Annotated in this window: 13 protein-coding genes, 2 tRNA genes and 3 rRNA genes; 15 read left to right on the top strand and 3 right to left on the bottom strand. The window is 60.6% G+C overall.

Annotation, left to right across the window (positions count from 1 at the left end; translation table 11 throughout):
• Window position 1 precedes the first annotated feature (1 nt).
• Window positions 2-1,711: a phenylacetic acid degradation protein PaaN gene (gene paaN, locus P9220_RS05945; RefSeq protein WP_309763995.1), complete on the bottom strand. Its 1,710-nt coding sequence runs from the start codon at window positions 1,709-1,711 to the stop codon at window positions 2-4.
• A gap of 136 nt (window positions 1,712-1,847) precedes the next feature.
• Here paaN and P9220_RS05950 point away from each other — a divergent pair, with 136 nt between their 5' ends.
• The 6 genes from P9220_RS05950 to rrf all read left to right on the top strand — a co-directional run bounded on the left by P9220_RS05950 (window position 1,848) and on the right by rrf (window position 8,326).
• A complete protein-coding gene (locus P9220_RS05950) occupies window positions 1,848-2,624 on the top strand; it encodes an enoyl-CoA hydratase (protein ID WP_309763996.1) in 777 nt (258 codons plus the stop codon).
• A 465-nt stretch (window positions 2,625-3,089) separates the two neighbouring features.
• Window positions 3,090-4,621, top strand: a 16S ribosomal RNA gene (locus P9220_RS05955).
• Window positions 4,622-4,682: 61 nt separating this feature from the next.
• Window positions 4,683-4,759 (top strand) — tRNA-Ile (locus P9220_RS05960).
• A 44-nt stretch (window positions 4,760-4,803) separates the two neighbouring features.
• Window positions 4,804-4,879 (top strand) — tRNA-Ala (locus tag P9220_RS05965).
• A 285-nt stretch (window positions 4,880-5,164) separates the two neighbouring features.
• A 23S ribosomal RNA gene (locus P9220_RS05970) occupies window positions 5,165-8,047 on the top strand.
• A gap of 166 nt (window positions 8,048-8,213) precedes the next feature.
• Window positions 8,214-8,326, top strand: a 5S ribosomal RNA gene (gene rrf / locus P9220_RS05975).
• The 16S, 23S and 5S rRNA genes sit together here with 2 tRNA genes alongside, the layout of an rRNA operon.
• Before the next feature lie 101 nt (window positions 8,327-8,427).
• On the opposite strand, the gene P9220_RS05980 is transcribed toward rrf, so the two are convergent.
• Window positions 8,428-9,621: a M20 aminoacylase family protein gene (locus P9220_RS05980; protein ID WP_309765399.1), complete on the bottom strand. Its 1,194-nt coding sequence runs from the start codon at window positions 9,619-9,621 to the stop codon at window positions 8,428-8,430.
• 163 nt (window positions 9,622-9,784) lie between these two features.
• On the opposite strand from P9220_RS05980, the gene P9220_RS05985 reads away from it, so the two are divergent.
• Together P9220_RS05985 and P9220_RS05990 are read left to right on the top strand one after the other, a co-directional pair.
• Window positions 9,785-11,863: a molybdopterin oxidoreductase family protein gene (locus P9220_RS05985; protein ID WP_309763997.1), complete on the top strand. Its 2,079-nt coding sequence runs from the start codon at window positions 9,785-9,787 to the stop codon at window positions 11,861-11,863.
• A gap of 128 nt (window positions 11,864-11,991) precedes the next feature.
• Window positions 11,992-13,665 carry a long-chain fatty acid--CoA ligase gene (locus tag P9220_RS05990; protein ID WP_309763998.1) on the top strand — a complete coding sequence of 558 codons (1,674 nt, stop codon included), beginning with the start codon at window positions 11,992-11,994 and terminating at the stop codon, window positions 13,663-13,665.
• 134 nt (window positions 13,666-13,799) lie between these two features.
• Here P9220_RS05990 and P9220_RS05995 read toward each other — a convergent pair whose 3' ends face one another.
• The gene (locus tag P9220_RS05995; protein ID WP_309763999.1) at window positions 13,800-14,963 is read right to left on the bottom strand and encodes a porin; all 1,164 of its coding nucleotides are present in this window, start codon (window positions 14,961-14,963) and stop codon (window positions 13,800-13,802) included.
• Between the two features lie 355 nt (window positions 14,964-15,318).
• Here P9220_RS05995 and coq7 point away from each other — a divergent pair, with 355 nt between their 5' ends.
• The 7 genes from coq7 to murF all read left to right on the top strand — a co-directional run bounded on the left by coq7 (window position 15,319) and on the right by murF (window position 22,952).
• On the top strand, window positions 15,319-15,972 hold the full coding sequence (coq7, locus tag P9220_RS06000; protein ID WP_309764000.1) for a 2-polyprenyl-3-methyl-6-methoxy-1,4-benzoquinone monooxygenase: 654 nt from the start codon (window positions 15,319-15,321) through the stop codon (window positions 15,970-15,972).
• Window positions 15,973-16,400: 428 nt separating this feature from the next.
• A complete protein-coding gene (gene mraZ / locus P9220_RS06005; protein ID WP_061121473.1) occupies window positions 16,401-16,829 on the top strand; it encodes a division/cell wall cluster transcriptional repressor MraZ in 429 nt (142 codons plus the stop codon).
• A 16-nt stretch (window positions 16,830-16,845) separates the two neighbouring features.
• On the top strand, window positions 16,846-17,799 hold the full coding sequence (rsmH, locus tag P9220_RS06010) for a 16S rRNA (cytosine(1402)-N(4))-methyltransferase RsmH (protein ID WP_309764001.1): 954 nt from the start codon (window positions 16,846-16,848) through the stop codon (window positions 17,797-17,799).
• Window positions 17,796-18,140: a cell division protein FtsL gene (gene ftsL, locus P9220_RS06015; protein WP_309764002.1), complete on the top strand. Its 345-nt coding sequence runs from the start codon at window positions 17,796-17,798 to the stop codon at window positions 18,138-18,140. Before rsmH ends, ftsL begins: the two co-directional genes overlap by 4 nt.
• The gene (locus tag P9220_RS06020) at window positions 18,137-19,990 is read left to right on the top strand and encodes a penicillin-binding protein 2 (RefSeq protein WP_309764003.1); all 1,854 of its coding nucleotides are present in this window, start codon (window positions 18,137-18,139) and stop codon (window positions 19,988-19,990) included. The genes ftsL and P9220_RS06020 overlap by 4 nt, the downstream gene beginning before the upstream one ends.
• The gene (locus P9220_RS06025; RefSeq protein ID WP_309764004.1) at window positions 19,987-21,525 is read left to right on the top strand and encodes a UDP-N-acetylmuramoyl-L-alanyl-D-glutamate--2,6-diaminopimelate ligase; all 1,539 of its coding nucleotides are present in this window, start codon (window positions 19,987-19,989) and stop codon (window positions 21,523-21,525) included. The genes P9220_RS06020 and P9220_RS06025 overlap by 4 nt, the downstream gene beginning before the upstream one ends.
• Window positions 21,522-22,952 carry a UDP-N-acetylmuramoyl-tripeptide--D-alanyl-D-alanine ligase gene (murF, locus tag P9220_RS06030; RefSeq protein ID WP_309764005.1) on the top strand — a complete coding sequence of 477 codons (1,431 nt, stop codon included), beginning with the start codon at window positions 21,522-21,524 and terminating at the stop codon, window positions 22,950-22,952. The genes P9220_RS06025 and murF overlap by 4 nt, the downstream gene beginning before the upstream one ends.
• The last annotated feature ends 15 nt before the right edge of the window (window positions 22,953-22,967 follow it).

Below are 22,967 nucleotides of genomic sequence, written 5' to 3' on the forward strand. Positions count from 1 at the left end.
CTTATGCCGTCTGGCCGGCTTCCGCGAGCGCGGCCTTGGGCGCAACATGCACTCGGCTCTGAACGACGCGGAATCGATTCGCGACGAAGGCGGCATCGGCGAGAGCGGCGTTCGCGGCCGGGTTCGCGCCCGTGCCGTGAAAGTCGGAGAACGCTGCGGACTGGTTGACGAAGACACCGCCCGTCAAGTTGATCGAGAGCGCGACACCGCCGCGTATCGCGGCTTCGTGTGCGGACTCGATGACCGCGTCGTCCGTGCTGTAGACCGACAGCGTCAGCGCGCCGTGCTTTTGCGCGATGGAGCCGGCGAGGTCGAGCGACTGCGCCGTGGATTCGGTCGCGACGACGAACGCGATCGGGCCGAACCATTCTCTCGTGTACGTAGTTTCGTGAGTGCGTGCGTCGAGCTTGAGCAAGAGCGGTGTATGGACCCGCGCCTCGGGGAACGCGGGGTGCGTGAGCGTTTGGCTATCGACCAGCACCTCGCCGAGCCCGCGCGCTTCGGCGATTCGCGCCACGATGCCTTCGTTTTGGATCGCGCCGGTCAGCTCGACGGCGCGCGTGGCATCGGACGTAAGCTTCTCGACCGCGCCGGCGAGCGACGTCGCGACTTCGTCGAAGGTCAGCTGGCCGTCGGCGGTGCGGATGCCGTCGCGCGGCACGTAAATGTTTTGCGGCGCGGTGCACATCTGGCCGGAGTACAACGCGAGCGAGAACGCGATGTTGCGCGCGGCGGCTTTCATATCGTCGACGGAATCGATGACGATCTGATTCACGCCTGCTTTCTCGGTGAAGACCTGCGCCTGATGCGCGTTGCGCTCCAGCCAGGCGCCGTTCTGCGTGCTGCCCGTGAAATCGATCAGCTTGATCTCGGGACGCACGGCGAGTTGCTGAACGAGCGGGCCATCGTTCGGCTCGGTGGCGAGCAGCGTGACGATGTTGGGATCGAAGCCGGCTTCGCCCAACACTTCGCGAGCGATGCGCACTGTGATGGCGAGCGGCAGGATCGCGCCGGGATGCGGCTTGACGATGACGGTGTTGCCCGTGGCCAGATCGGCGAAGATGCCGGGATAACCGTTCCATGTCGGGAACGTGCAGCAGCCCAACACGAGACCGGCGCCGCGCGGGACGATGGTGAAGCGCTTCTGCATCGCGAGCGGCGGATTCTTGCCTTGCGGCTTTTCCCAGTGCGCTTCAGCCGGAATGCGGCGCAGCTGGTCCCAGGCATAGACGACGGCCTCGAGCGCGCGATCTTGCGCATGCGGGCCGCCGGCCTGGAAGGCCATCATGAACGCCTGGCCGGTCGTGTGCATCACGCTGTAGGCGATCTCGAAGCTCGCGCGATTCAGCCGCGCCAGGACCTCGAGGCTGACGCCGACCCAGGCTTGCGGGCCGGCGGCGCGCCACTGCTTTTGAGCGTCAAGCGAGGCACGGACGAGAACGTCCGGGTCCGCCTTCGGATACTTGATGTCGAGCGAGATGCCGAAGGGCGACCGCTCGGCGCCGACGGTTTCGCCCGTCGATGGTTGATCGATTTCGAAGGTCTTGCCCAGATGTGCCTTGAACGCCGCTTCGCCGTCCGCGCTGGCTGTTTCCCCGTACACTTTGGGACTCGGCATTTCGACAAACGGGCTCCAATAGCCGCGTGTTTCGATAGCGGAGAGCGCTTTGTCGAGCATCGCTTCGTGCTTCGTGAACAGGGAATGTGTCATGGTCGCGAGAGAGGATTGGTGGACGGTGCCGATCGATTAATTGACCGACCGGTTGGTTGGTGATGGTAGCATTATCGAGATGATGTACAAGATGGTCTTTCACTAGGACTTACCAGAGGATCGCCAGGAGGAGCGAATGACTTACGAGAACGTGCTGGTAGAGACACGCGGACGGGTCGGACTGATCACGCTGAATCGGCCGAAGGCGCTGAATGCGCTCAACGATGCGCTGATGGACGAACTGGGTACAGCGCTGAAGGCCTTCGACGCGGACGAGAACATCGGCGCGATCGTACTGACTGGCAGCGAGAAGGCGTTTGCGGCGGGCGCGGACATCGGCATGATGGCCGGCTACTCCTATATGGACGTCTATAAAGGCGACTACATCACGCGCAACTGGGAGACCATCCGCTCGATCCGGAAGCCGGTCATCGCTGCGGTGGCGGGCTTCGCGCTCGGAGGCGGCTGCGAGCTGGCCATGATGTGCGACATCGTCATCGCGGCCGACACGGCGAAGTTCGGACAGCCGGAGATCAAGCTCGGCGTGATTCCTGGCGCGGGTGGTACGCAACGCTTGCCTCGAGCGGTGTCGAAGGCGAAGGCGATGGATATGTGCCTGACCGCGCGCATGATGGACGCTGCGGAAGCCGAGCGGGCCGGACTGGTGTCGCGCATCGTTGCGGCGGATCGTTTGCTCGATGAGGCCGTGGAAGCGGGGACTATCATCGCCGGCTTCTCGTTGCCCGCGGTCATGATGGCCAAAGAGGCGGTCAATCGCGCATACGAAACGACGTTGGCGGAAGGCGTCCATTTCGAGCGGCGTCTGTTCCATTCCCTCTTCGCAACGGAAGATCAAAAGGAGGGGATGACGGCGTTTGTCGAGAAGCGAAAGCCGATTTTCAAGCACCGTTAATCGCAGCAAAGAAATCCCTTGCATATTGCCTCGGCGCTAACTAGAATTCCGTTCCTTCGCGATTCACTGAACGCGAAGGAAGCGGGATGAGGCGGTTTGGAAGGGCGCGGGAGAGTGGCGGTAGAAGGTCTCCAGCGCAGTCAGCAAGTAAAGCGATTGAAAAACTTGTTGACAGACTTCGAAGCGATGTTCATAATCTCGTTTCTCTGCTGCTGACGCAGCGACGCAAGACGAAGCAGGGTGGTCTAGCGAATGTTCTTTAAAAACTAACAGCCGATAAGTGTGGGCGCTTGATGGCGAGTGCGGTTCTGGTGCTTAGGTGCTGGAGCGACAAGCAAAAGTAATCAAGAGTCTCACACGAAGTATTAAGAGGAAGGTTTATCTGTCTTCGGACGGATTAATCATCGTCAGTACGTTGAGTGAGCGACCGGTTTCTAACGGAACCGAAAAACAGTAACAGGGTTTGAACTGAAGAGTTTGATCCTGGCTCAGATTGAACGCTGGCGGCATGCCTTACACATGCAAGTCGGACGGCAGCGCGGGCTTCGGCCTGGCGGCGAGTGGCGAACGGGTGAGTAATACATCGGAACGTGTCCTGTAGTGGGGGATAGCCCGGCGAAAGCCGGATTAATACCGCATACGATCTACGGAGGAAAGCGGGGGATCTTCGGACCTCGCGCTGCAGGGGCGGCCGATGGCAGATTAGCTAGTTGGTGGGGTAAAGGCCTACCAAGGCGACGATCTGTAGCTGGTCTGAGAGGACGACCAGCCACACTGGGACTGAGACACGGCCCAGACTCCTACGGGAGGCAGCAGTGGGGAATTTTGGACAATGGGGGCAACCCTGATCCAGCAATGCCGCGTGTGTGAAGAAGGCCTTCGGGTTGTAAAGCACTTTTGTCCGGAAAGAAAACTTCGTCCCTAATATGGATGGAGGATGACGGTACCGGAAGAATAAGCACCGGCTAACTACGTGCCAGCAGCCGCGGTAATACGTAGGGTGCGAGCGTTAATCGGAATTACTGGGCGTAAAGCGTGCGCAGGCGGTCTGTTAAGACCGATGTGAAATCCCCGGGCTTAACCTGGGAACTGCATTGGTGACTGGCAGGCTTTGAGTGTGGCAGAGGGAGGTAGAATTCCACGTGTAGCAGTGAAATGCGTAGAGATGTGGAGGAATACCGATGGCGAAGGCAGCCTCCTGGGCCAACACTGACGCTCATGCACGAAAGCGTGGGGAGCAAACAGGATTAGATACCCTGGTAGTCCACGCCCTAAACGATGTCAACTAGTTGTTGGGGATTCATTTCCTTAGTAACGTAGCTAACGCGTGAAGTTGACCGCCTGGGGAGTACGGTCGCAAGATTAAAACTCAAAGGAATTGACGGGGACCCGCACAAGCGGTGGATGATGTGGATTAATTCGATGCAACGCGAAAAACCTTACCTACCCTTGACATGGTCGGAACCCTGCTGAAAGGTGGGGGTGCTCGAAAGAGAACCGGCGCACAGGTGCTGCATGGCTGTCGTCAGCTCGTGTCGTGAGATGTTGGGTTAAGTCCCGCAACGAGCGCAACCCTTGTCCTTAGTTGCTACGCAAGAGCACTCTAAGGAGACTGCCGGTGACAAACCGGAGGAAGGTGGGGATGACGTCAAGTCCTCATGGCCCTTATGGGTAGGGCTTCACACGTCATACAATGGTCGGAACAGAGGGTTGCCAAGCCGCGAGGTGGAGCCAATCCCAGAAAACCGATCGTAGTCCGGATCGCAGTCTGCAACTCGACTGCGTGAAGCTGGAATCGCTAGTAATCGCGGATCAGCATGCCGCGGTGAATACGTTCCCGGGTCTTGTACACACCGCCCGTCACACCATGGGAGTGGGTTTCACCAGAAGTAGGTAGCCTAACCGCAAGGAGGGCGCTTACCACGGTGGGATTCATGACTGGGGTGAAGTCGTAACAAGGTAGCCGTATCGGAAGGTGCGGCTGGATCACCTCCTTTCTCGAGCTTCGCGCTTAAAGTTAAGCGCTCACGCTTATCGGCTGTCAGAAAGACAGGCTAAGGGTCTGTAGCTCAGTCGGTTAGAGCACCGTCTTGATAAGGCGGGGGTCGTTGGTTCGAATCCAACCAGACCCACCATCCGAATCAGGCGTGGCTGGGCAACACCTTAGTCAGGCCTCATCGGGGGATTAGCTCAGCTGGGAGAGCACCTGCTTTGCAAGCAGGGGGTCGTCGGTTCGATCCCGTCATCCTCCACCAATCCTCAATGCCTAGCGCTTCGGGTAAGCGTTAAGCATTGGCGATTGCTAGCCAGTTGATGTCGCAAGTATTGAAACACGCTTGTCGGCTAAACGTTCTTTAACAATCTGGAAGAAGTAGTAAAGAGAATCTGGGAAAGCGCTTAGAGATGGGCGCGAGTAGCAGGTTCAGGGTAGTGATTGTATCGAGTATGAAAAGTGATCTTAATGATGACTTGGAATACGGCACAACGCGAAAACTCAGCCTATGGCGGATGTGGCTCGATGAGAGACGCACTCGTTATAGGGTCAAGCGAACAAGTGCATGTGGTGGATGCCTTGGCGATCACAGGCGATGAAGGACGCGGTAGCCTGCGAAAAGCTTCGGGGAGCTGGCAAACGAGCATTGATCCGAAGATGTCCGAATGGGGAAACCCGGCCCGTATGGGTCACCCATGACTGAATACATAGGTCATGTGGAGCGAACGCGGTGAACTGAAACATCTAAGTAACCGCAGGAAAAGAAATCAACCGAGATTCCCAAAGTAGTGGCGAGCGAAATGGGAAGAGCCTGTACTCTTTATCTGCATTGTTAGCTGAACGCTCTGGAAAGTGCGGCCATAGCAGGTGATAGCCCTGTAAGCGAAAGCAGCGTGGAAGAACTAGGGGTACGACAAGTAGGGCGGGACACGTGAAATCCTGTCTGAAGATGGGGGGACCATCCTCCAAGGCTAAATACTCGTGATCGACCGATAGTGAACCAGTACCGTGAGGGAAAGGCGAAAAGAACCCCGGGAGGGGAGTGAAATAGATCCTGAAACCGCATGCATACAAACAGTCGGAGCCTCGCAAGGGGTGACGGCGTACCTTTTGTATAATGGGTCAGCGACTTACGTTCAGTAGCGAGCTTAACTGATTAAGGCAGGCGTAGCGAAAGCGAGTCCGAATAGGGCGATCAGTTGCTGGGCGTAGACCCGAAACCAAGTGATCTATCCATGGCCAGGTTGAAGGTGCGGTAACACGTACTGGAGGACCGAACCCACTAACGTTGAAAAGTTAGGGGATGAGCTGTGGATAGGGGTGAAAGGCTAAACAAACTTGGAAATAGCTGGTTCTCTCCGAAAACTATTTAGGTAGTGCCTCGTGTATCACCTTCGGGGGTAGAGCACTGTCATGGTTGTGGGGTCCATTGCGGATTACTACGCCATAGCAAACTCCGAATACCGAAGAGTGCAATCACGGGAGACAGACATCGGGTGCTAACGTCCGGTGTCAAGAGGGAAACAACCCAGACCGCCAGCTAAGGTCCCCAAGATTGGCTAAGTGGGAAACGAAGTGGGAAGGCTAAAACAGTCAGGAGGTTGGCTTAGAAGCAGCCACCCTTTAAAGAAAGCGTAATAGCTCACTGATCGAGTCGTCCTGCGCGGAAGATGTAACGGGGCTCAAGCCAGTCACCGAAGCTGCGGATGCGTACGCAAGTACGTGTGGTAGGAGAGCGTTCCGTAAGCCTGCGAAGGTGTGTCGAAAGGCATGCTGGAGGTATCGGAAGTGCGAATGCTGACATGAGTAGCGATAAAGGGGGTGAAAAGCCCCCTCGCCGTAAGCCCAAGGTTTCCTACGCAACGTTCATCGGCGTAGGGTGAGTCGGCCCCTAAGGCGAGGCAGAAATGCGTAGCTGATGGGAAGCAGGTCAATATTCCTGCACCATTGTTAGATGCGATGGGGGGACGGATCGCGGAAGGTTGTCCGGGTGTTGGACGTCCCGGTCGCTGCATTGGAGAAGGTGCTCAGGCAAATCCGGGCACAGGATTCAAGGGTGTGGCGCGAGCTTCTTCGGAAGCGAAGCAATTGGAAGTGGTTCCAAGAAAAGCCTCTAAGCTTCAGTCTAACGATGACCGTACCGCAAACCGACACAGGTGGGCGAGATGAGTATTCTAAGGCGCTTGAGAGAACTCGGGAGAAGGAACTCGGCAAATTGGTACCGTAACTTCGGGATAAGGTACGCCTCTGTAGCTTGACTGGCCTGCGCCAGAAGGGTGAAGAGGTTGCAATAAACTGGTGGCTGCGACTGTTTAATAAAAACACAGCACTCTGCAAACACGAAAGTGGACGTATAGGGTGTGACGCCTGCCCGGTGCCGGAAGATTAAATGATGGGGTGCAAGCTCTTGATTGAAGTCCCGGTAAACGGCGGCCGTAACTATAACGGTCCTAAGGTAGCGAAATTCCTTGTCGGGTAAGTTCCGACCTGCACGAATGGCGTAACGATGGCCACACTGTCTCCTCCCGAGACTCAGCGAAGTTGAAGTGTTTGTGATGATGCAATCTCCCCGCGGCTAGACGGAAAGACCCCATGAACCTTTACTGTAGCTTTGCATTGGACTTTGAACCGATCTGTGTAGGATAGGTGGGAGGCTATGAAACCGGAACGCCAGTTTCGGTGGAGCCGTCCTTGAAATACCACCCTGGTTTGTTTGAGGTTCTAACCTTGGTCCGTGATCCGGATCGGGGACAGTGCATGGTAGGCAGTTTGACTGGGGCGGTCTCCTCCCAAAGCGTAACGGAGGAGTACGAAGGTACGCTAGGTACGGTCGGAAATCGTGCTGATAGTGCAATGGCATAAGCGTGCTTAACTGCGAGACCGACAAGTCGAGCAGGTGCGAAAGCAGGTCATAGTGATCCGGTGGTTCTGTATGGAAGGGCCATCGCTCAACGGATAAAAGGTACTCTGGGGATAACAGGCTGATACCGCCCAAGAGTTCATATCGACGGCGGTGTTTGGCACCTCGATGTCGGCTCATCTCATCCTGGGGCTGTAGCCGGTCCCAAGGGTATGGCTGTTCGCCATTTAAAGAGGTACGTGAGCTGGGTTTAAAACGTCGTGAGACAGTTTGGTCCCTATCTGCCGTGGGCGTTGGATATTTGAAGGGGGCTGCTCCTAGTACGAGAGGACCGGAGTGGACGAACCTCTGGTGTACCGGTTGTCACGCCAGTGGCATCGCCGGGTAGCTATGTTCGGAAGAGATAACCGCTGAAAGCATCTAAGCGGGAAACTCGCCTTAAGATGAGATATCCCCGGGGCTTCGAGCCCCTTGAAGGGTCGTTCCAGACCAGGACGTTGATAGGTCAGGTGTGTAAGTGCAGTAATGCATTGAGCTAACTGATACTAATTGCCCGTAAGGCTTGATCCTATAACCAGTGTGTTTCGCAGTGAGTTAGCGCTTTAGCGCTTACTCACTGCAACCCCCGAAGGGGGCACGCCGGTTGAGTGACGCGACTGTGCCCAACAGTCACTACCGAATCTACTTCTTCCCAGATTGGTTGTGCCGTCCCCAACGCGCACAACAACAAGTCATGCCTGATGACCATAGCGAGTCGGTCCCACCCCTTCCCATCCCGAACAGGACCGTGAAACGACTCCACGCCGATGATAGTGCGGATCCCCGTGTGAAAGTAGGTAATCGTCAGGCTCCTCATGCCTTAAACAAAAACCCCACCCCTCAAAGGTGGGATTTTTGCGTTTGGGCGCACTTCAGCACGCAGCGTCTTCAAGCGCTGCGCGCTGCCTCAATCAGCGCTGAGGCAAAAATTGCTCTGCCAGTCGCACCCAGTACGATGATCCCACTGACAACAACGCGTCATTGAAGTCGTAGCTGGCGTTGTGCAGCATGCAAGGCCCTGCGCCATGTCCGTGGTCTCGGTGCCCGCCATCGCCGTTGCCCAGAAACGCGTAGCATCCCGGTTTCTCGAGCAGCATGAACGAGAAGTCCTCAGCGCCCATCGTCGGCTCCACTGAACTATCGACCTTATCTGCTCCCACCACCTGGGCCATCACTCGCGCGGCAAACTGCGCCTGTTCTGCGTCGTTGATCGTCGGCGGATAGTTCCGGTGAAAGAGCACTTCTGCTTCGCAGTCGTAGGCGGAAGCCGTTGCCTCCACAATTTTCCGCATCCGCGCTTCGATCAAATCGAGCGTCTCCACGGTAAACGTCCGAACTGTCCCGCCTAACCATGCCTGGTCGGGGACTACGTTCGCAGCCTCTCCCGCATGAATCTGCGTGACGGAAAGCACTGCCGTATCCAACGGCTTCTTGTTGCGCGTGATGATGCTTTGCAACGCATTCGCGATCTGGACAGCTGTGAACACCGGATCGCGACCGTTATGCGGTAGTGCCGCGTGCGAGCCGGTTCCGTTGATGTTGATGCGAAACTCATTACTCGATGCCATGATCGGGCCCTCGGTCACCCCAAAGTGACCAGCCGCGATGCCCGGCCAATTGTGAATGCCGAACACCGCATCGACGGGAAAGCGCGTGAAGAGTCCATCGTCGATCATGGCTTTTGCGCCCGCACCGCCTTCCTCCGCCGGCTGGAAGATGAATACGATCGTCCCATCGAACGTTCCATGTTCGGCCAGGTATTTGGCGGCGCCGAGCAGCATCGCGGTATGGCCGTCGTGGCCACAGGCGTGCATCCGCCCTGCGTGCGTGGATCGATGTTCGAATGTGTTCACTTCCTGGATGGGCAACGCGTCCATGTCGGCGCGCAATCCGATGGACGCGCTACTCGATCCGCGTTTCAAGATGCCGACGACGCCAGTCTTACCCACGCCGCGATGCACGGCGATGCCCCACCGTTCGAGACTTTCAGCCACGAGCTTGGCGGTGCCGACTTCTTCGTATCGCAACTCGGGATGAGCATGGATCGTTCGTCGGAGGGCCTTGATTTCATCGTGAGATGCTTCGATTTCAGGGATCAAACTCATTTGAACTGCTCTCTCGTTGATATTCGGATCGCGCGGATTGACACGCGGCATGACTCATTCTACGCCGCCACTATTTGCTCGATCGGACAGTCGATCGCATAGCCGGCGTAATAGAATTCGTTCATCTGCCGCCGCCCGTTTCTCTGACTGACCGGACTTTTCGATGAACGCTCCCGCCGAGTTTGCACGCGCCGTATGCCCGCATGATTGTCCCGATACCTGCGCGATGCGCGTCACCGTGCAGAACGGCAAGGCCATCAAAATCAGCGGAGATCCCGATCACCCCCCGACGCAGGGCGTCCTCTGCACGAAGGTCACGCGATACGCCGAGCGCACGCATCACAAGGATCGTCTGGTTACGCCATTGCGGCGCGTCGGACCCAAGGGCGCAGGAAAATTCGAAGCGATCGGCTGGGACGAAGCGCTGCGCATCGCTGCTGACCGGCTGCAGCCGATCGCGCGTCGCGCGCCGGAAGCGATTCTGCCGTATAGCTATGCAGGCACGATGGGCCTCGTGCAGGGCGAAAGCATCGCAGCGCGCTTCTTCAACGTGCTCGGCGCATCGCGTCTGGACCGCACGATCTGCGCCGCCGCCGGCGCGGCCGGCCTGCGTTATACCTATGGCGCGAGCGTCGGCATGCACGTCGACTTTTTCGAGGAAAGCGAACTGATTCTGATCTGGGGCGCGAACCCGATCGCATCGAGCCTGCATTTCTGGACGCGCGCGCAGGAGGCAAAGCGGCGCGGCGCGAAGCTCATCGCGATCGATCCGTACAAGTCGCTGACCGCCGAAAAGTGCCATCAGCACATCGCGTTGCGGCCGGGCACGGACGCGGCGCTCGCGCTCGGCATGATGCACGTGCTCATTCGCGAAGGCTTGGTCGACCGGCACTATGTCGATGCCCACACGCTGGGCTTCGATGAACTCGCGGAGCGGGCGGCCCTGTATCCGCCGTCGCGTGCTGCCGCGATATGCGGTATCGACGAGCAAGTGATCGTCGAGCTTGCGCGCGCCTTCGGGTCCGCGAAGAAAGCCGCGATCCGTCTCAACTACGGCATGCAGCGTGTGCGCGGCGGCGGCAACGCGGTGCGGGCGATTGCTTGCCTGCCGTCGTTGACCGGCGCCTGGCGCGAACGGTCCGGCGGGCTGCTGCTGTCGTCGTCCGGCTGGGCGCCGACGCACAGTGCCGCGCTTCAGCGGCCGGACTTGCTGCCGAAAGGATCGACGCTGCCGCGCCTCGTGAACATGAACGCCATCGGGGATGCCTTGCTGCATCCCGGCGACGAGAGTTTCGGCCCGAAAATCGAAGCGCTGATCGTCTACAACTCGAATCCCGTAGCGGTCGCGCCGGATTCCGCGAGAGTCGCGGCGGGCTTTGCGCGCGAGGATCTGTTCACCATTGTGCTGGAACACTTCCAGACAGATACCGCCGATTACGCCGACCTCATCTTCCCCGCGACCACGCAGCTCGAGCATCTCGACGTCCACCAGTCATACGGGCACACGCATGTCATGGCCAATCTGCCTGCCATCGCGCCTGTCGGAGAATCGCGGCCGAACACGGATTTCTTCCGGGGGCTCGCGCGCGCCATGGGTTTGACTGAACCAGCGCTCTTCGAGACCGACGAGCAAATCGCATCGAAGGCGTTCCGCTGGGATCATCCGACGCTGCAAGACAAGAACTGGGACGCGCTCAAATCTTCTGGCTGGATCAAGCTCGATTTGCCCGATGCACCGTTCGCCAATGGCGGCTTCCGCACGCCGTCGGGCAAGTGCGAGTTTTACAGCAAGCGCCTGAAGGACGAGGGCCGCGACCCGCTACCGGATTACATCCCGCCGTACGAGTCCGCTGAAGCCGCGCCCGAACTGGCCGCCCGCTATCCGCTCGCGATGATCTCGCCGCCCGCGCGCAACTTCCTCAACAGCAGTTTCGTGAACATCGAGAGCCTGCGTGCCACGGAGCGCGAGCCGCATCTCGATATCCATCCGCAGGACGCTGCCGAGCGCGGCATCGCCGATGGCATGCAGGTCCGCATCTTCAATGATCGCGGCTCGATGCAGGCGCGCGCGCGCGTGACGGAGCGCGCGCGTGAAGGCGTCGTGGTCGGTTTGTCGATCTGGTGGAAAAAGTTGTCCCCCGATGGCTGCAACGCCAATCAAGTAACGAGCCAGGCACTGACCGATCTGGGGGGATCGGCGACGTTCTACGATTGCCTGGTGGAAGTGGAGTCATTGCATTGAGAAGTCTGAAGCACACGGGTTCGCACGAGCCTGGAATGCGGCGTCTAACCGGATTGTCGGCAGCGGGGCGAGCGGCTAGCATCTCGTTTTCGCACGACCATTCGAAAATCAAATAAAGGAGACGCCGTATGGAGAAACTTTGGCTAAAATCGTATCCGGCCGGCGTGCCTGCGGAGATCGACGCGTCGGCGTATCGGTCGGTGTCTCAACTGCTCGAGGATAGCTTCCGCAAGAACCGCGATCGCCGAGCGTTCGTTTGCATGGGGCGGGCAATCACGTATCGCGAGCTCGACGACATGTCGAAGAAGCTTGCAGCGTGGTTCCAGCACAAGGGGCTGAAGCCCGGCGCGCGCGTCGCGCTGATGATGCCCAACGTGTTGCAGTACCCCGTCGCGATCGCCGCCGTGCTGCGGGCGGGCTACATCGTCGTCAACGTGAATCCGCTGTACACGCCGCGTGAACTCGAGCATCAGCTTCGGGACAGCGGCGCGGAAGTCATCGTCATTCTCGAAAACTTCGCCGTGACTCTGCAGGCCGTGATCGCGAATACGGCGATCAAACATGTCGTCGTCGCGGCGATGGGCGACCTCATGGGCGTGAAAGGGCTCGCGGTCAATTTCGTCGTGCGCCGGATGAAGAAGATGGTGCCCGAGTGGAATCTGCCCGGCAGCATCCGCTTCAACCAGGCTCTCGTCGAAGGCGGCGGACAAACGCTCGCGCCCGTCGAACAGACGCCGGAAGACGTCGCGTTTCTTCAATACACGGGCGGCACGACCGGCGTGGCGAAGGGCGCGACGCTCACGCACCGCAACCTGATCGCCAATGTCCTGCAATCCGAAGTGTGGCTGGAGCCGGCGCGCAAGCAGCGGCCTGACATCGACCAGTTCGTGTGCGTGGTGGCGCTGCCGCTGTATCACATCTTCGCGCTGACGGTGTGCGGCATGCTCACCATCCGTACCGGCGGCCTCGGCGTGCTGATTCCGAATCCGCGCGACGTCGCCGGCATGATCAAGGAGTTGAAGGGCGTTCAGATCAACACGTTCCCTGCGGTCAACACGCTGTATAACGCGATGCTGAACCATCCCGATTTCAGCAAGCTCGATTTCTCCAAGCTCATCGCTGCGAACGGCGGCGGCATGGCGGTGCAGGAGGCCGTCGCGAAGCGCTGGTTTGCGGTGACGGGCGTACCGATCGTCGAAGGTTACGGTTTATCGGAGACGTCGCCCTGCGTGACCTGCAATCCGGTGACGGCCACGGAGTACACCGGCACCATCGGCTTGCCGTTGCCATCGACGGAGATCTCCATCCGCGACGACGACAACCACGAAGTGCCGCTCGGCGAGGCAGGCGAAATCTGCATCCGCGGGCCGCAAGTGATGGCGGGCTACTGGAATCGCCCCGACGAAACCGCCAAGGTGATGACGCCCGACGGCTTCTTCCGATCCGGCGACGTCGGCGTATTCGACGAGCGCGGTTACGTGAAGATCGTCGATCGGAAGAAGGACATGATTCTCGTGTCCGGCTTCAACGTCTATCCGAACGAGATCGAAGACGTGGTTGCGATGCTCCCCGGCGTTTTCGAGGTCGCGGCGGTCGGCGTCAAGGACGACAACTCTGGCGAGGCGGTGAAACTCTTCATCGTGCGCAAGGACGAGAGCCTGACCGAAGCGGATGTCATGGCGCATTGCCGGGAGCGTCTGACGGGCTACAAGCGTCCGCGCATCATCGAGTTTCGCAGTGACCTGCCGAAGAGCAACGTCGGCAAGATCCTGCGGCGGGAGTTGCGCGACGGGACTGTCTGAAGCGCGCGTTATCACGTATAGAGAAGCCTTCGTGTCCGTGGCCGGACGCGAAGGCTTCTCCTTTATGAAGAGCGCGGACGCAAAAAAAGGCGCCCGAAGGCGCCTTTAGTCGATACCGCATTGTTACGTGCTTCTTAGAACTTGTGGCGGATGCCGACGATCGCAGCAACCTGATTCGACGTCGACGACGGCGACAGGCCGTTGATGTTCGCGACAGCGGCAGTGCGCGTCGAGTCGGTGCCCGATGCGTGCTGGTAGATACCGTCGATATACACGTCCGTGCGCTTCGACAGGAAGTAGTCGGCGCCCAGCATGCCCTGATGGTACTTGGCGTTGGTCAGGCCGTAACCCTTCGTGTAGTCGTAAGCCGCGCCGACCAGCAGCGCCGGGGTCAACTGATACTTGAAGTTGATTTCGGCGTTGTGGAACTTGCCCGAACCGCCGGTGTAGCCAGCCGGATTCAGACCCGTGCCCGGCTCCGTGCCGACATCCTTGAATTGCGTATTGCTATACGTCGCGCCGACGGTCGCTGCGCCGAACGTGTAAGCCGCGCCCGCCGAGATCACTTGTTGCGTGTGAGCCGAAGCGAAGCCCGAGTACACGCGGCTGCCCGTCATGTTCGAACCCGTCGTGCTCGAGGCCGGCGTGTTGCCGAAGAACGAGAAGTTCGGATCCTTGACGTTCAAATAGCCCGCGCCCAACTGCAGCGGACCACGCGAGTAGCCGAGGCCGACCGACCAGATCTGGTTGCGGTTGAACTGACCAGCGACACCGCCCAGGCTGTACAAACCGCCGAACGTGAAGCCCGCGTAATTCGCGCTCGTGAACTTGATCGCGTTGTTCACGCGATTCGAGTTGTTCATGTTGTCGAGGTCGCCCGGGTGCGCGCCGAAGTACGTTGCCCACTGGCTGCCGACTTCGAATGCGCCGGTGAAGTCGACCACGGAGTCGTACTGGCGACCCAGCGTGACCGTGCCGAACTGAGCCGTCGACAGACCGACATACGCCTGGCGGCCGAACTCGGCGCCGCCCTGACCCAGACGGCCGTTGAACACGTTAAAGCCGTTTTCCAACACGAACAGTGCCTTCAGACCGCCACCGAGGTCTTCCGTGCCACGCAGGCCCCAACGGCTGCCCTGCACGTTGCCGCTGTTCAGCGCGTACAGCTTCTGGCCGGCGCTGTTGTTGCTATAGAGGAAGCCCGCGTCGATGATGCCGTACAGCGTCACGCTGCTCTGCGCATGTGCGGCGCCAGCGAAGACGCCCAATGCTGCCAGAGCGAGAAGCGACTTTTTCATTGAATAGATCTCCAAGGATGTTCTGCAACTTGTTTTGGCAAGGTCACTGTTCTAGCGCCAGTGTGTTGACGGTCCCTGCCGGAATACTTCTTTACGAAGTTGACACGTAATGTAGCAAACACGTCCTGATCGGCGGAAGGAAAAGGGGGCCGCGTCAGCCGCTCGTGTGACGTTTTTGCAACATGCGCTAAAATCTTGGTTTTTCAGCATTTTCACGAGTCGTGTTTGCCCTAATTACAAAAAATGGCGCTTGCGAACGGGCAAATTCGCATCGCCGACCAGAGAGAATAGGGCTTGCTAAGCATGGGCGGTGGCGCTGCTGCCGAAGCACGAACACGAACAAAGAGGTGAGAACATGACGCTCGATGAAATCATTAGCGAGTTCGATCGGGGCTTGCGTTCCATGGTCGGCGTGAGCCGCATGTCGCGGCCCATTCCCGAATCGATCCCTGCGGGCCGGGTGGAAGGCGCTTCTCTCGCGGCGGAGCCGGAACTCACGGAAAAGGAAAAGGCGCACTCGGCGGGGCTGATGCGCGTGAACCACGTTGGCGAAGTCTGCGCTCAGGCGTTGTATCAGGCGCAAAAGCTCGCGACGAATTCTCCGACGCTCAAAGCGAGCTTCGAGCAGGCGGCTCGCGAAGAAGAAGACCATCTCGCATGGACTGCGCAACGCCTCAAAGACCTGGACTCACGCCCGAGCCTGCTCAACCCGCTCTGGTATGCGGGTGCGCTCGCGATCGGCTTTGCAGCGGGGCGCTTCGGTGACCGCGCGAGCCTCGGCTTCATGGCCGAAACCGAGCGACAGGTCGAGCAGCATCTCGACGGTCACATGCGTACCTTGCCGGCGACGGACTTCGCTTCGCGCGCGATCGTCGAGCAAATGCGGCACGACGAAAGCGCACATGCTGCGGCCGCCATCGGCGCGGGCGGAAGCGAAATGCCGTTTCCGGTGCGGGCGCTCATGCGGGCGGCATCGAAAGTCATGACACGCACCGCTTACTACATCTGATCGGCAGCGGAACGCCGGTGGCCGTGCATCGCAACGAGAGCGGCCATCGAGCCGCGCCCCATTCGTCACACGATGGGCGCACAGAAACCGTTACATTTCACGTCTCTTTCCGGTCGAATTCAGACTTTACCTTCACATCCCGCACTAGCCCTCTAATTTCAAACGAATTTCTTCTCCTCTCGCGCTTCAAGATGTTGCGCTAAGTCCTTGTTCTAACGAGCAAAACCTTCCTGAAAAAATCCGTCGCGTCTTGACCGAGGAAATCCGTTCCTCTAAAGTGGGAGACAGTGTGAGAAAGTGGTTCTTTGTGTGATTGTGGACCCACTTTCGGGAGGTTTGCGGCGGGAGTGGCGTCATCGTGAACGTCGTCAGCTTTGCTGGACCAGCGACACAGACGGTGAGCCGGTCGATAACGGGGAGAAGGGCGAGTGTTCCAAGGGGCGTCGGCGCTGACGCTCGATGCGAAAGGGCGGATGTCGGTTCCGTCTCGCTATCGCGAAGCGCTGCAAGGGCAGGCAGAAGGCCGGGTGACGCTCACGAAGAGCCCGGATGGATGCCTGTTGCTCTTTCCTCGTCCCGAATGGGAAGTCTTTCGCGCCAAGGTCGCCGCGCTCCCCATGGAGGCGATGTGGTGGCGGCGCATCTTTCTCGGCAACGCAATGGATGTCGAACTCGACAGCGCCGGGCGCGTGCTGGTGTCGCCCGAGCTTCGTGCTGCCGCGTCGCTCGAAAAAGAAGTGACGCTGCTCGGCATGGGCGCGCACTTCGAATTGTGGGATTCACAGACATATGCCGCGAAGGAAGCCGCGGCGATGGCGCAGGGCATGCCCGAGGCGCTGAAGAACTTCACTTTCTGACGCGGCGCTCAACAACATGGCACCTGCGATGGGAAATGAACTGCAGCATCGCACGGTGCTGCTCAACGAAGCGGTAGACGGACTGATCACGCGCGCGGACGGCATCTATATGGATGGCACCTTCGGGCGCGGCGGTCATAGCCGGGCAATCTTGCAGCGTCTGGGGGAATCGGGGCGGCTCATCGCTTTCGATAAAGACCCGCTCGCAATCGCCACGGCGCAACAGATTCACGATTCGCGTTTTTCGATCGTGCACGACAGCTTTGCGTCGATGCGCGATGCGGCGAGCGAACGCGGAGTGCAGAAGGTGTCTGGCGTGCTGCTGGACCTCGGTGTGTCGTCGCCCCAGGTGGACGATCCCGAGCGCGGCTTCAGCTTCCGGGCGGAAGGCCCGCTCGACATGAGAATGGACCCGACTCGCGGCGAGTCGGCGGCCGAGTGGCTCGCGCGGGCCACGGTGCAGGAATTGACAGAGGTGATCAGAGATTATGGGGAAGAACGGTTTGCTTTTCAGATTGCAAAGGCGCTTGTTGCTCGCCGGGCAGAGTCCGACCGTCTTGGGCCTCTCGTCAGCACGCGCGAGCTTGCCGAAATCGTGGGTCACGTCGTCAAGACCCGTGAAAAGGGCAAGGACCCGGCAACCCGCACCTTTCAGGCTATACGGATTCACATCAATCAAGAGCTTGCGGAGCTGCAGGTAGTCCTCGAGTCGGCACTTTCGATGTTGGAGCAAGGGGGGCGGCTGGTCGTGATCAGCTTTCATTCGCTCGAAGACCGGATCGTCAAACGGTTCATGCAGGCGCAATCGAGCGCGCCGGCGGTGGACCGTCGCTTGCCGATCCGCGCGGTCGATCTGCCGAGTCCGCCTTTGCGGATCGTCGGCCGCGTGTTTCCGAGTGACACCGAAGTCGCCGACAACCCGCGCGCACGGTCCGCGGTCATGCGCATCGCGGAGCGCATCGCGCCATGAACCGCCTCAACATCTTCCTGTTGATGATCGTGCTCGGGTGCGCGCTGTCGGTCGTCAGCGCCACCAACAAGCAGCGGCAGGTGTTCATCGAACTGCAGCGGGCGCAATCGCAGGAACGCCAGCTTCAACAGGATTTCGCCCAGTATCAGTATCAGCAGAGCGCGTTGTCGAAGACTTCGCGCATCGAGCAGTTGGCCACTAACTCACTGAAGATGCAGCCCGTGACGACCGGCCGCACGCAATATCTCACTTACGATCCGGCGACCGCCAAGGCCGCCGATGCGCCCATGCCGCCGCCGCTGCCCGCCTCGGCGCCGTCCGCTCGCGGAGCGAAACGATGAAGAAATCCGCGAAACAAAAGGACGTCGCCTACACGCCGAACCCGATCCTCGCCGTGCGCCTGCCGATGTGGCGCTCGAAGTTCGTCGTGTTCCTGCTGTTCATGGCGTTCGTCGCACTGGCTGCGCGCGCATTCTGGATCCAGGGCCCCGGCAACGCGTTCTTCAAGAAGCAGGGCGAAAACCGCTATCAGCGCACGCTCGAATTGCCCGCCACGCGCGGCCAGATTACCGACCGCAACGGCCTCGTGCTGGCCACGAGTCTGCCCGTGAAGGCCATCTGGGCCATTCCCGAAACGGTGCCGGACGACCTCGGCGCGGACAAGCTGGCCGAACTGGCGAAACTGCTCGACATGTCGCAGAAAGACCTGCGCGCAAAGCTGTCGATGGACAAGACCTTCGTCTACGTCAAGCGTCAGGTGCCGCTCGAAGTCGCGCAGAAGGTAGCGGCGCTCGACATCCCCGGCATTTATTCGCGCGGGGAATACAAGCGCTTCTATCCGGAAGGTGAAATCACCGCGCACCTGATCGGCTTTACTAATATTGAAGACAAGGGTCAGGAAGGCGTCGAACTCGGCGATCAGAGCGTCCTCGCCGGCACGCCGGGCATGCGCCGCGTGATCAAGGATCGCATGGGCCATATCGTCGAGGACGTCGACGAACAAGTGGTGCCGCATAACGGCAAGGACGTCGAACTCTCGATCGACAGCAAGATTCAGTACATCGCGTACACGAACCTGAAAGCCGCCGTCGAGAAGTCGAAAGCGAAGGCGGGCGCGGCCATCGTCATCGATACGAAGACGGGCGAAGTGCTCGCGCTCGTCAACTATCCCACCTACAACCCGAATGACCGCTCGCGCATGACGGGCGAGCAGTTGCGCAATCGCATTCTCACGGACACTTTCGAGCCGGGCTCGATCATGAAGCCGTTCACCGTTTCGCTCGCGCTCGACCTGCATCGCGTGTCGCCGAACACGCTGGTCGAAACAGGCGGCGGCGTGTTCGTGCTCGACGGCGCGCGCATCACGGACGACGCCGGCTTCGGCACCCTGACGGTCGGCGGCGTGATTCAGAAGTCGAGCAATATCGGCGCGACCAAAATTGCGATGCAATTGCGGCCCGAAGAAATGTGGAACATGTACACGAGCATCGGGCTCGGTCAGGCGCCGAAAGTCGGTTTTCCGGGCGCGGTGACCGGGCGTTTGCGGCCGTGGAAGAGCTGGCGGCGTATCGAGCAGGCAACGATGTCCTACGGTTACGGCCTGTCCGCGTCGCTATTCCAGCTCGCTCGCGCTTACACGGCGATCGCGCATGACGGCTCGGTTCTGCCGGTGTCCATCTTCCGCACGGAGGGCGACCAGCCGCCGGTCGGTCAGCAGGTCTTTTCGCCGACCACCGCACGTGAAGTGCGCGCAATGCTCGAAACCGTCGTGTCGAAGAACGGGACGTCGCCGGATGCGGCGGTGCCGGGCTATCGCGTCGGCGGCAAGTCGGGTACGGCGTACAAGCACGCGGGCCGGGGCTATGACAAGTCGAAGTACCGCGCGTCGTTCGTCGGCATGGCGCCGATGCCGAATCCGCGCATCGTCGTGGCCGTATCGGTCGACGAGCCGACGGCCGGCAGCCACTTCGGCGGACAGGTGTCGGGGCCGGTGTTCTCCGGCATTGTCGGCGATACCTTGCGCGCGCTGAATGTGCCGCCCGACATGCCGGTCAAGCAGATGGTGGTGACGGACGAATCCGGCTCCGCGCCGCAATCCGGGGCGCAGCCGGCGAACACCAACAATGCGAACACGGCGAAGAAGGTCGCCGTGTCGAGCAACACGAAGACTCATCCGGGAGTCGTGCGATGAGCGCGGCCCGACAAAGCAAGATGCAGAAGGACGTTTCGAACGCCGTTGATTGGCTGCGCGCGCATGCGCGGCCGGAGGCCCAGTTACATGCCGACACGCGCTCGCTGAAAAGCGGCGACGTGTTTTTCGCCTATGCGGTCGATGGCGCGGACAACCGCGCGTATATCGACGCCGCGTTGAGCGCGGGCGCGGCGGCCGCGCTGTATCAGCCGGAGAACTTCGCGGGAAAGCCGGACGCATCGAAGACGCTCGCCGTCGCCGCGCTGAACGAACTCGCCGGTCCGATCGCGTCCGCGTGGTATGGCGAGCCGACCGCGTCCATGCTGACCGTCGGCGTGACGGGCACCAACGGCAAGACATCGTGCAGCCAGTGGATCGCCACTGCGCTGACCGCGCTCGGCCGCCCATGCGCGATTGTCGGGACGCTCGGCATCGGCATGCCGGGCAAGCTCGTGCATACCGGCTTCACGACACCGGACGCGCCGCAACTCCAGCGCAGTCTCGCGCAGTTGAAGAGCCAGGGCGCGGAAGCCGTCGCGATGGAAGTGTCGTCGCATGCGCTGCATCAGGGGCGCGTGAACGGCACGGATTTCGACATCGCCATCTTCACGAACCTGACGCAGGACCATCTCGACTACCACGGCACGTTCGAAGCCTATGAAGCGGCCAAGGCGCGCCTCTTTGCATGGCCGTCGCTGAAGACGGCGATCGTCAATCGCGACGATGCCGCCGGTCAGCGCCTGATCGCATCGTTGCGCGGCAAGGTCCGCACGATTGCATACGGCGTCGAAATGCTGGCCGATGCCGCGCCGAGCGCCGACGCGATGCTGCTCGCTACCCAGGTCCGTGCGACGGTCACCGGCACCGCGTTTCATCTCTCGTCCGACTGGGGCGAAGCAGAAGTCGAGGTCGGCACGCTCGGCACATTCAACGTCAGCAACCTGCTCGCGGTGCTCGGCGTGCTGCTCGAAGTAGGGGTTCCGTTCGATGCCGCCATCGCGCGCATTGCGAAGCTCGAGTCGGTCAACGGGCGCATGGAGCGTCTCGGCGGCCGCCTGCAAAACGACGAGCCGCTCGTCGTGATCGACTACGCGCACACGCCCGACGCGCTCGACAAGACGCTCGCTGCGCTTCGCCCGATCGCGGATGCGCGGGGCGGCGAGCTCGTCTGCATGTTCGGATGCGGCGGCGACCGCGACGCGACGAAGCGTCCGCTGATGGGCGAGATCGCGGAACGTCTCGCCGATCAGGTCGTCATCACGAGCGACAACCCGCGCAGCGAAGATCCGCTCGGCATCATCGATCAAATCGCCGCCGGCATGAAGGACGCAGCGAAGGCGCGGCGCATCGAAGACCGTGCGAGCGCGATCCTGCAGGCCGTGCGATCGGCGGCGCGCGAGGATGTCGTCGTGCTGGCCGGTAAGGGGCACGAAGCCACACAGGAAATCATGGGCAAGAAGCGCGCGTTCTCCGATCAGGACCACGCGCGCCTCGCGCTCGCAGCACGCGCGACGCAGCGCGGAGGCACGGAATGACCATGTTCAGCTTGCGCGAAGCGGCCGCGCTGATTCCCGGCGCGACGTTCATCGGCGATGAGAGCATTGCGATCGAACGCGTCGTGACGGATAGCCGCGCCATTCAGGCGGGCGATCTTTTCGTCGCGGTGAAGGGCGATCGCTTCGATGCGCATGATTTTCTGGATCAGGTTGCGAAGAGCGGCGCGGCTGCGGCGCTCGTGTCGCGTGAGCTGCGCAATTCGGATGCCTGGCCGCTTCCTGTCATCAAGGTAAAGGACACGCGCGCGGCGCTCGGTGCGCTGGCGCACGGCTGGCGCAAGCGCTACATGATGCCGCTCGTCGCCGTCACGGGCAGCAACGGCAAGACGACGGTGAAGGAAATGATCGCGTCGATCTTCGCGGCGGCTGTCGGCGAAGAAGCGCGCCTCGCGACGGCGGGCAACTTCAATAACGACATCGGCTTGCCGCTCACGCTGTTTCGCCTGAGCGCGGCGCACGAACTGGCCGTGGTCGAACTCGGCATGAATCATCCGGGCGAAACGGCTGAACTCGGCAAGATCGCGGCGCCGACCGTCGCGGTCGTCAACAACGCGCAGCGCGAGCATCAGGAATTCATGGCGACGGTCGAAGCCGTCGCGCTCGAACACGCTTCGGTCATCCATGCGCTCGGCGAAACCGGCACCGCCGTCTTTCCCGCCGACGACCATTACGCGAGCATCTGGCGCGTCGCCGCGACCGGCAATCCGATCATGGACTTCGCGCTCACGAGCGACGAATCGAAAGCCGCCGTCACCGGCACGGTCAGCGGCACGACGGTGCATGTGCGCTCGCCGCAAGGCGTGATCGACGTGACGCTGGCCGTGCTCGGCGAACACAACGCGCGCAATGCGCTGGCGGCAACGGCTGCGGCGCTTGCTGCCGGCGTTTCGCTCGACGCAATCAGGCGCGGCCTCGAAGCATTCCAGCCGGTGAAGGGCCGCCTGCAGGTCAAGCGCGCGGTGATCGGCGCACTGGCCGGCGCGACCGTCATCGACGATACGTACAACTCCAATCCCGACTCCATGCGCGCGGCCATCGACGTCCTCGCGGCGCAAGCCTCGCCGCGCGTGCTCGTGATGGGCGACATGGGCGAAGTCGGCGAAGAAGGGCCGGCGTTTCATCGCGAGGTCGGCGCTTATGCGGCGCAACGCGGCATCGATGCGCTCTTCGCCCTCGGCGACGCCAGCCGCGATTCGGTGAACGCATTCAACGCAACGGCATCGAAGCAGACCGGCGCGCATTTCGACGATGTCGCCGCGCTTGTCGAAGCACTCGAACAGGCCGGGTTCGGACCCGGCGCAACGTATCTCGCCAAAGGCTCGCGCTTCATGAAGATGGAACGCGTGGTTGACGCCCTGACGAGCCCACACCAACCCGCCGCGGGCGCTGCGCCCGCTGCACACTGACTCACTGAAAGAGAA

Origin of the sequence: Caballeronia sp. LZ016, from assembly GCF_031450805.1 — a bacterium.
Classification (GTDB): domain Bacteria; phylum Pseudomonadota; class Gammaproteobacteria; order Burkholderiales; family Burkholderiaceae; genus Caballeronia.

Excerpts from the sequence above, each read along its gene's own strand:
- P9220_RS05985 (WP_309763997.1), top strand. The coding sequence starts at position 9,785 with ATGAACGCTCCCGCCGAGTTTGCACGCGCCGTATGCCCGCATGATTGT.
- rsmH (WP_309764001.1), top strand. The coding sequence starts at position 16,846 with ATGGCACCTGCGATGGGAAATGAACTGCAGCATCGCACGGTGCTGCTC.
- murF (WP_309764005.1), top strand. The coding sequence starts at position 21,522 with ATGACCATGTTCAGCTTGCGCGAAGCGGCCGCGCTGATTCCCGGCGCG.
- P9220_RS05950 (WP_309763996.1), top strand. The coding sequence starts at position 1,848 with ATGACTTACGAGAACGTGCTGGTAGAGACACGCGGACGGGTCGGACTG.
- coq7 (WP_309764000.1), top strand. The coding sequence starts at position 15,319 with ATGACGCTCGATGAAATCATTAGCGAGTTCGATCGGGGCTTGCGTTCC.
- P9220_RS06020 (WP_309764003.1), top strand. The coding sequence starts at position 18,137 with ATGAAGAAATCCGCGAAACAAAAGGACGTCGCCTACACGCCGAACCCG.
- P9220_RS06025 (WP_309764004.1), top strand. The coding sequence starts at position 19,987 with ATGAGCGCGGCCCGACAAAGCAAGATGCAGAAGGACGTTTCGAACGCC.
- ftsL (WP_309764002.1), top strand. The coding sequence starts at position 17,796 with ATGAACCGCCTCAACATCTTCCTGTTGATGATCGTGCTCGGGTGCGCG.
- P9220_RS05990 (WP_309763998.1), top strand. The coding sequence starts at position 11,992 with ATGGAGAAACTTTGGCTAAAATCGTATCCGGCCGGCGTGCCTGCGGAG.
- P9220_RS05980 (WP_309765399.1), bottom strand. The coding sequence starts at position 9,621 with ATGAGTTTGATCCCTGAAATCGAAGCATCTCACGATGAAATCAAGGCC.
- paaN (WP_309763995.1), bottom strand. The coding sequence starts at position 1,711 with ATGACACATTCCCTGTTCACGAAGCACGAAGCGATGCTCGACAAAGCG.
- P9220_RS05995 (WP_309763999.1), bottom strand. The coding sequence starts at position 14,963 with ATGAAAAAGTCGCTTCTCGCTCTGGCAGCATTGGGCGTCTTCGCTGGC.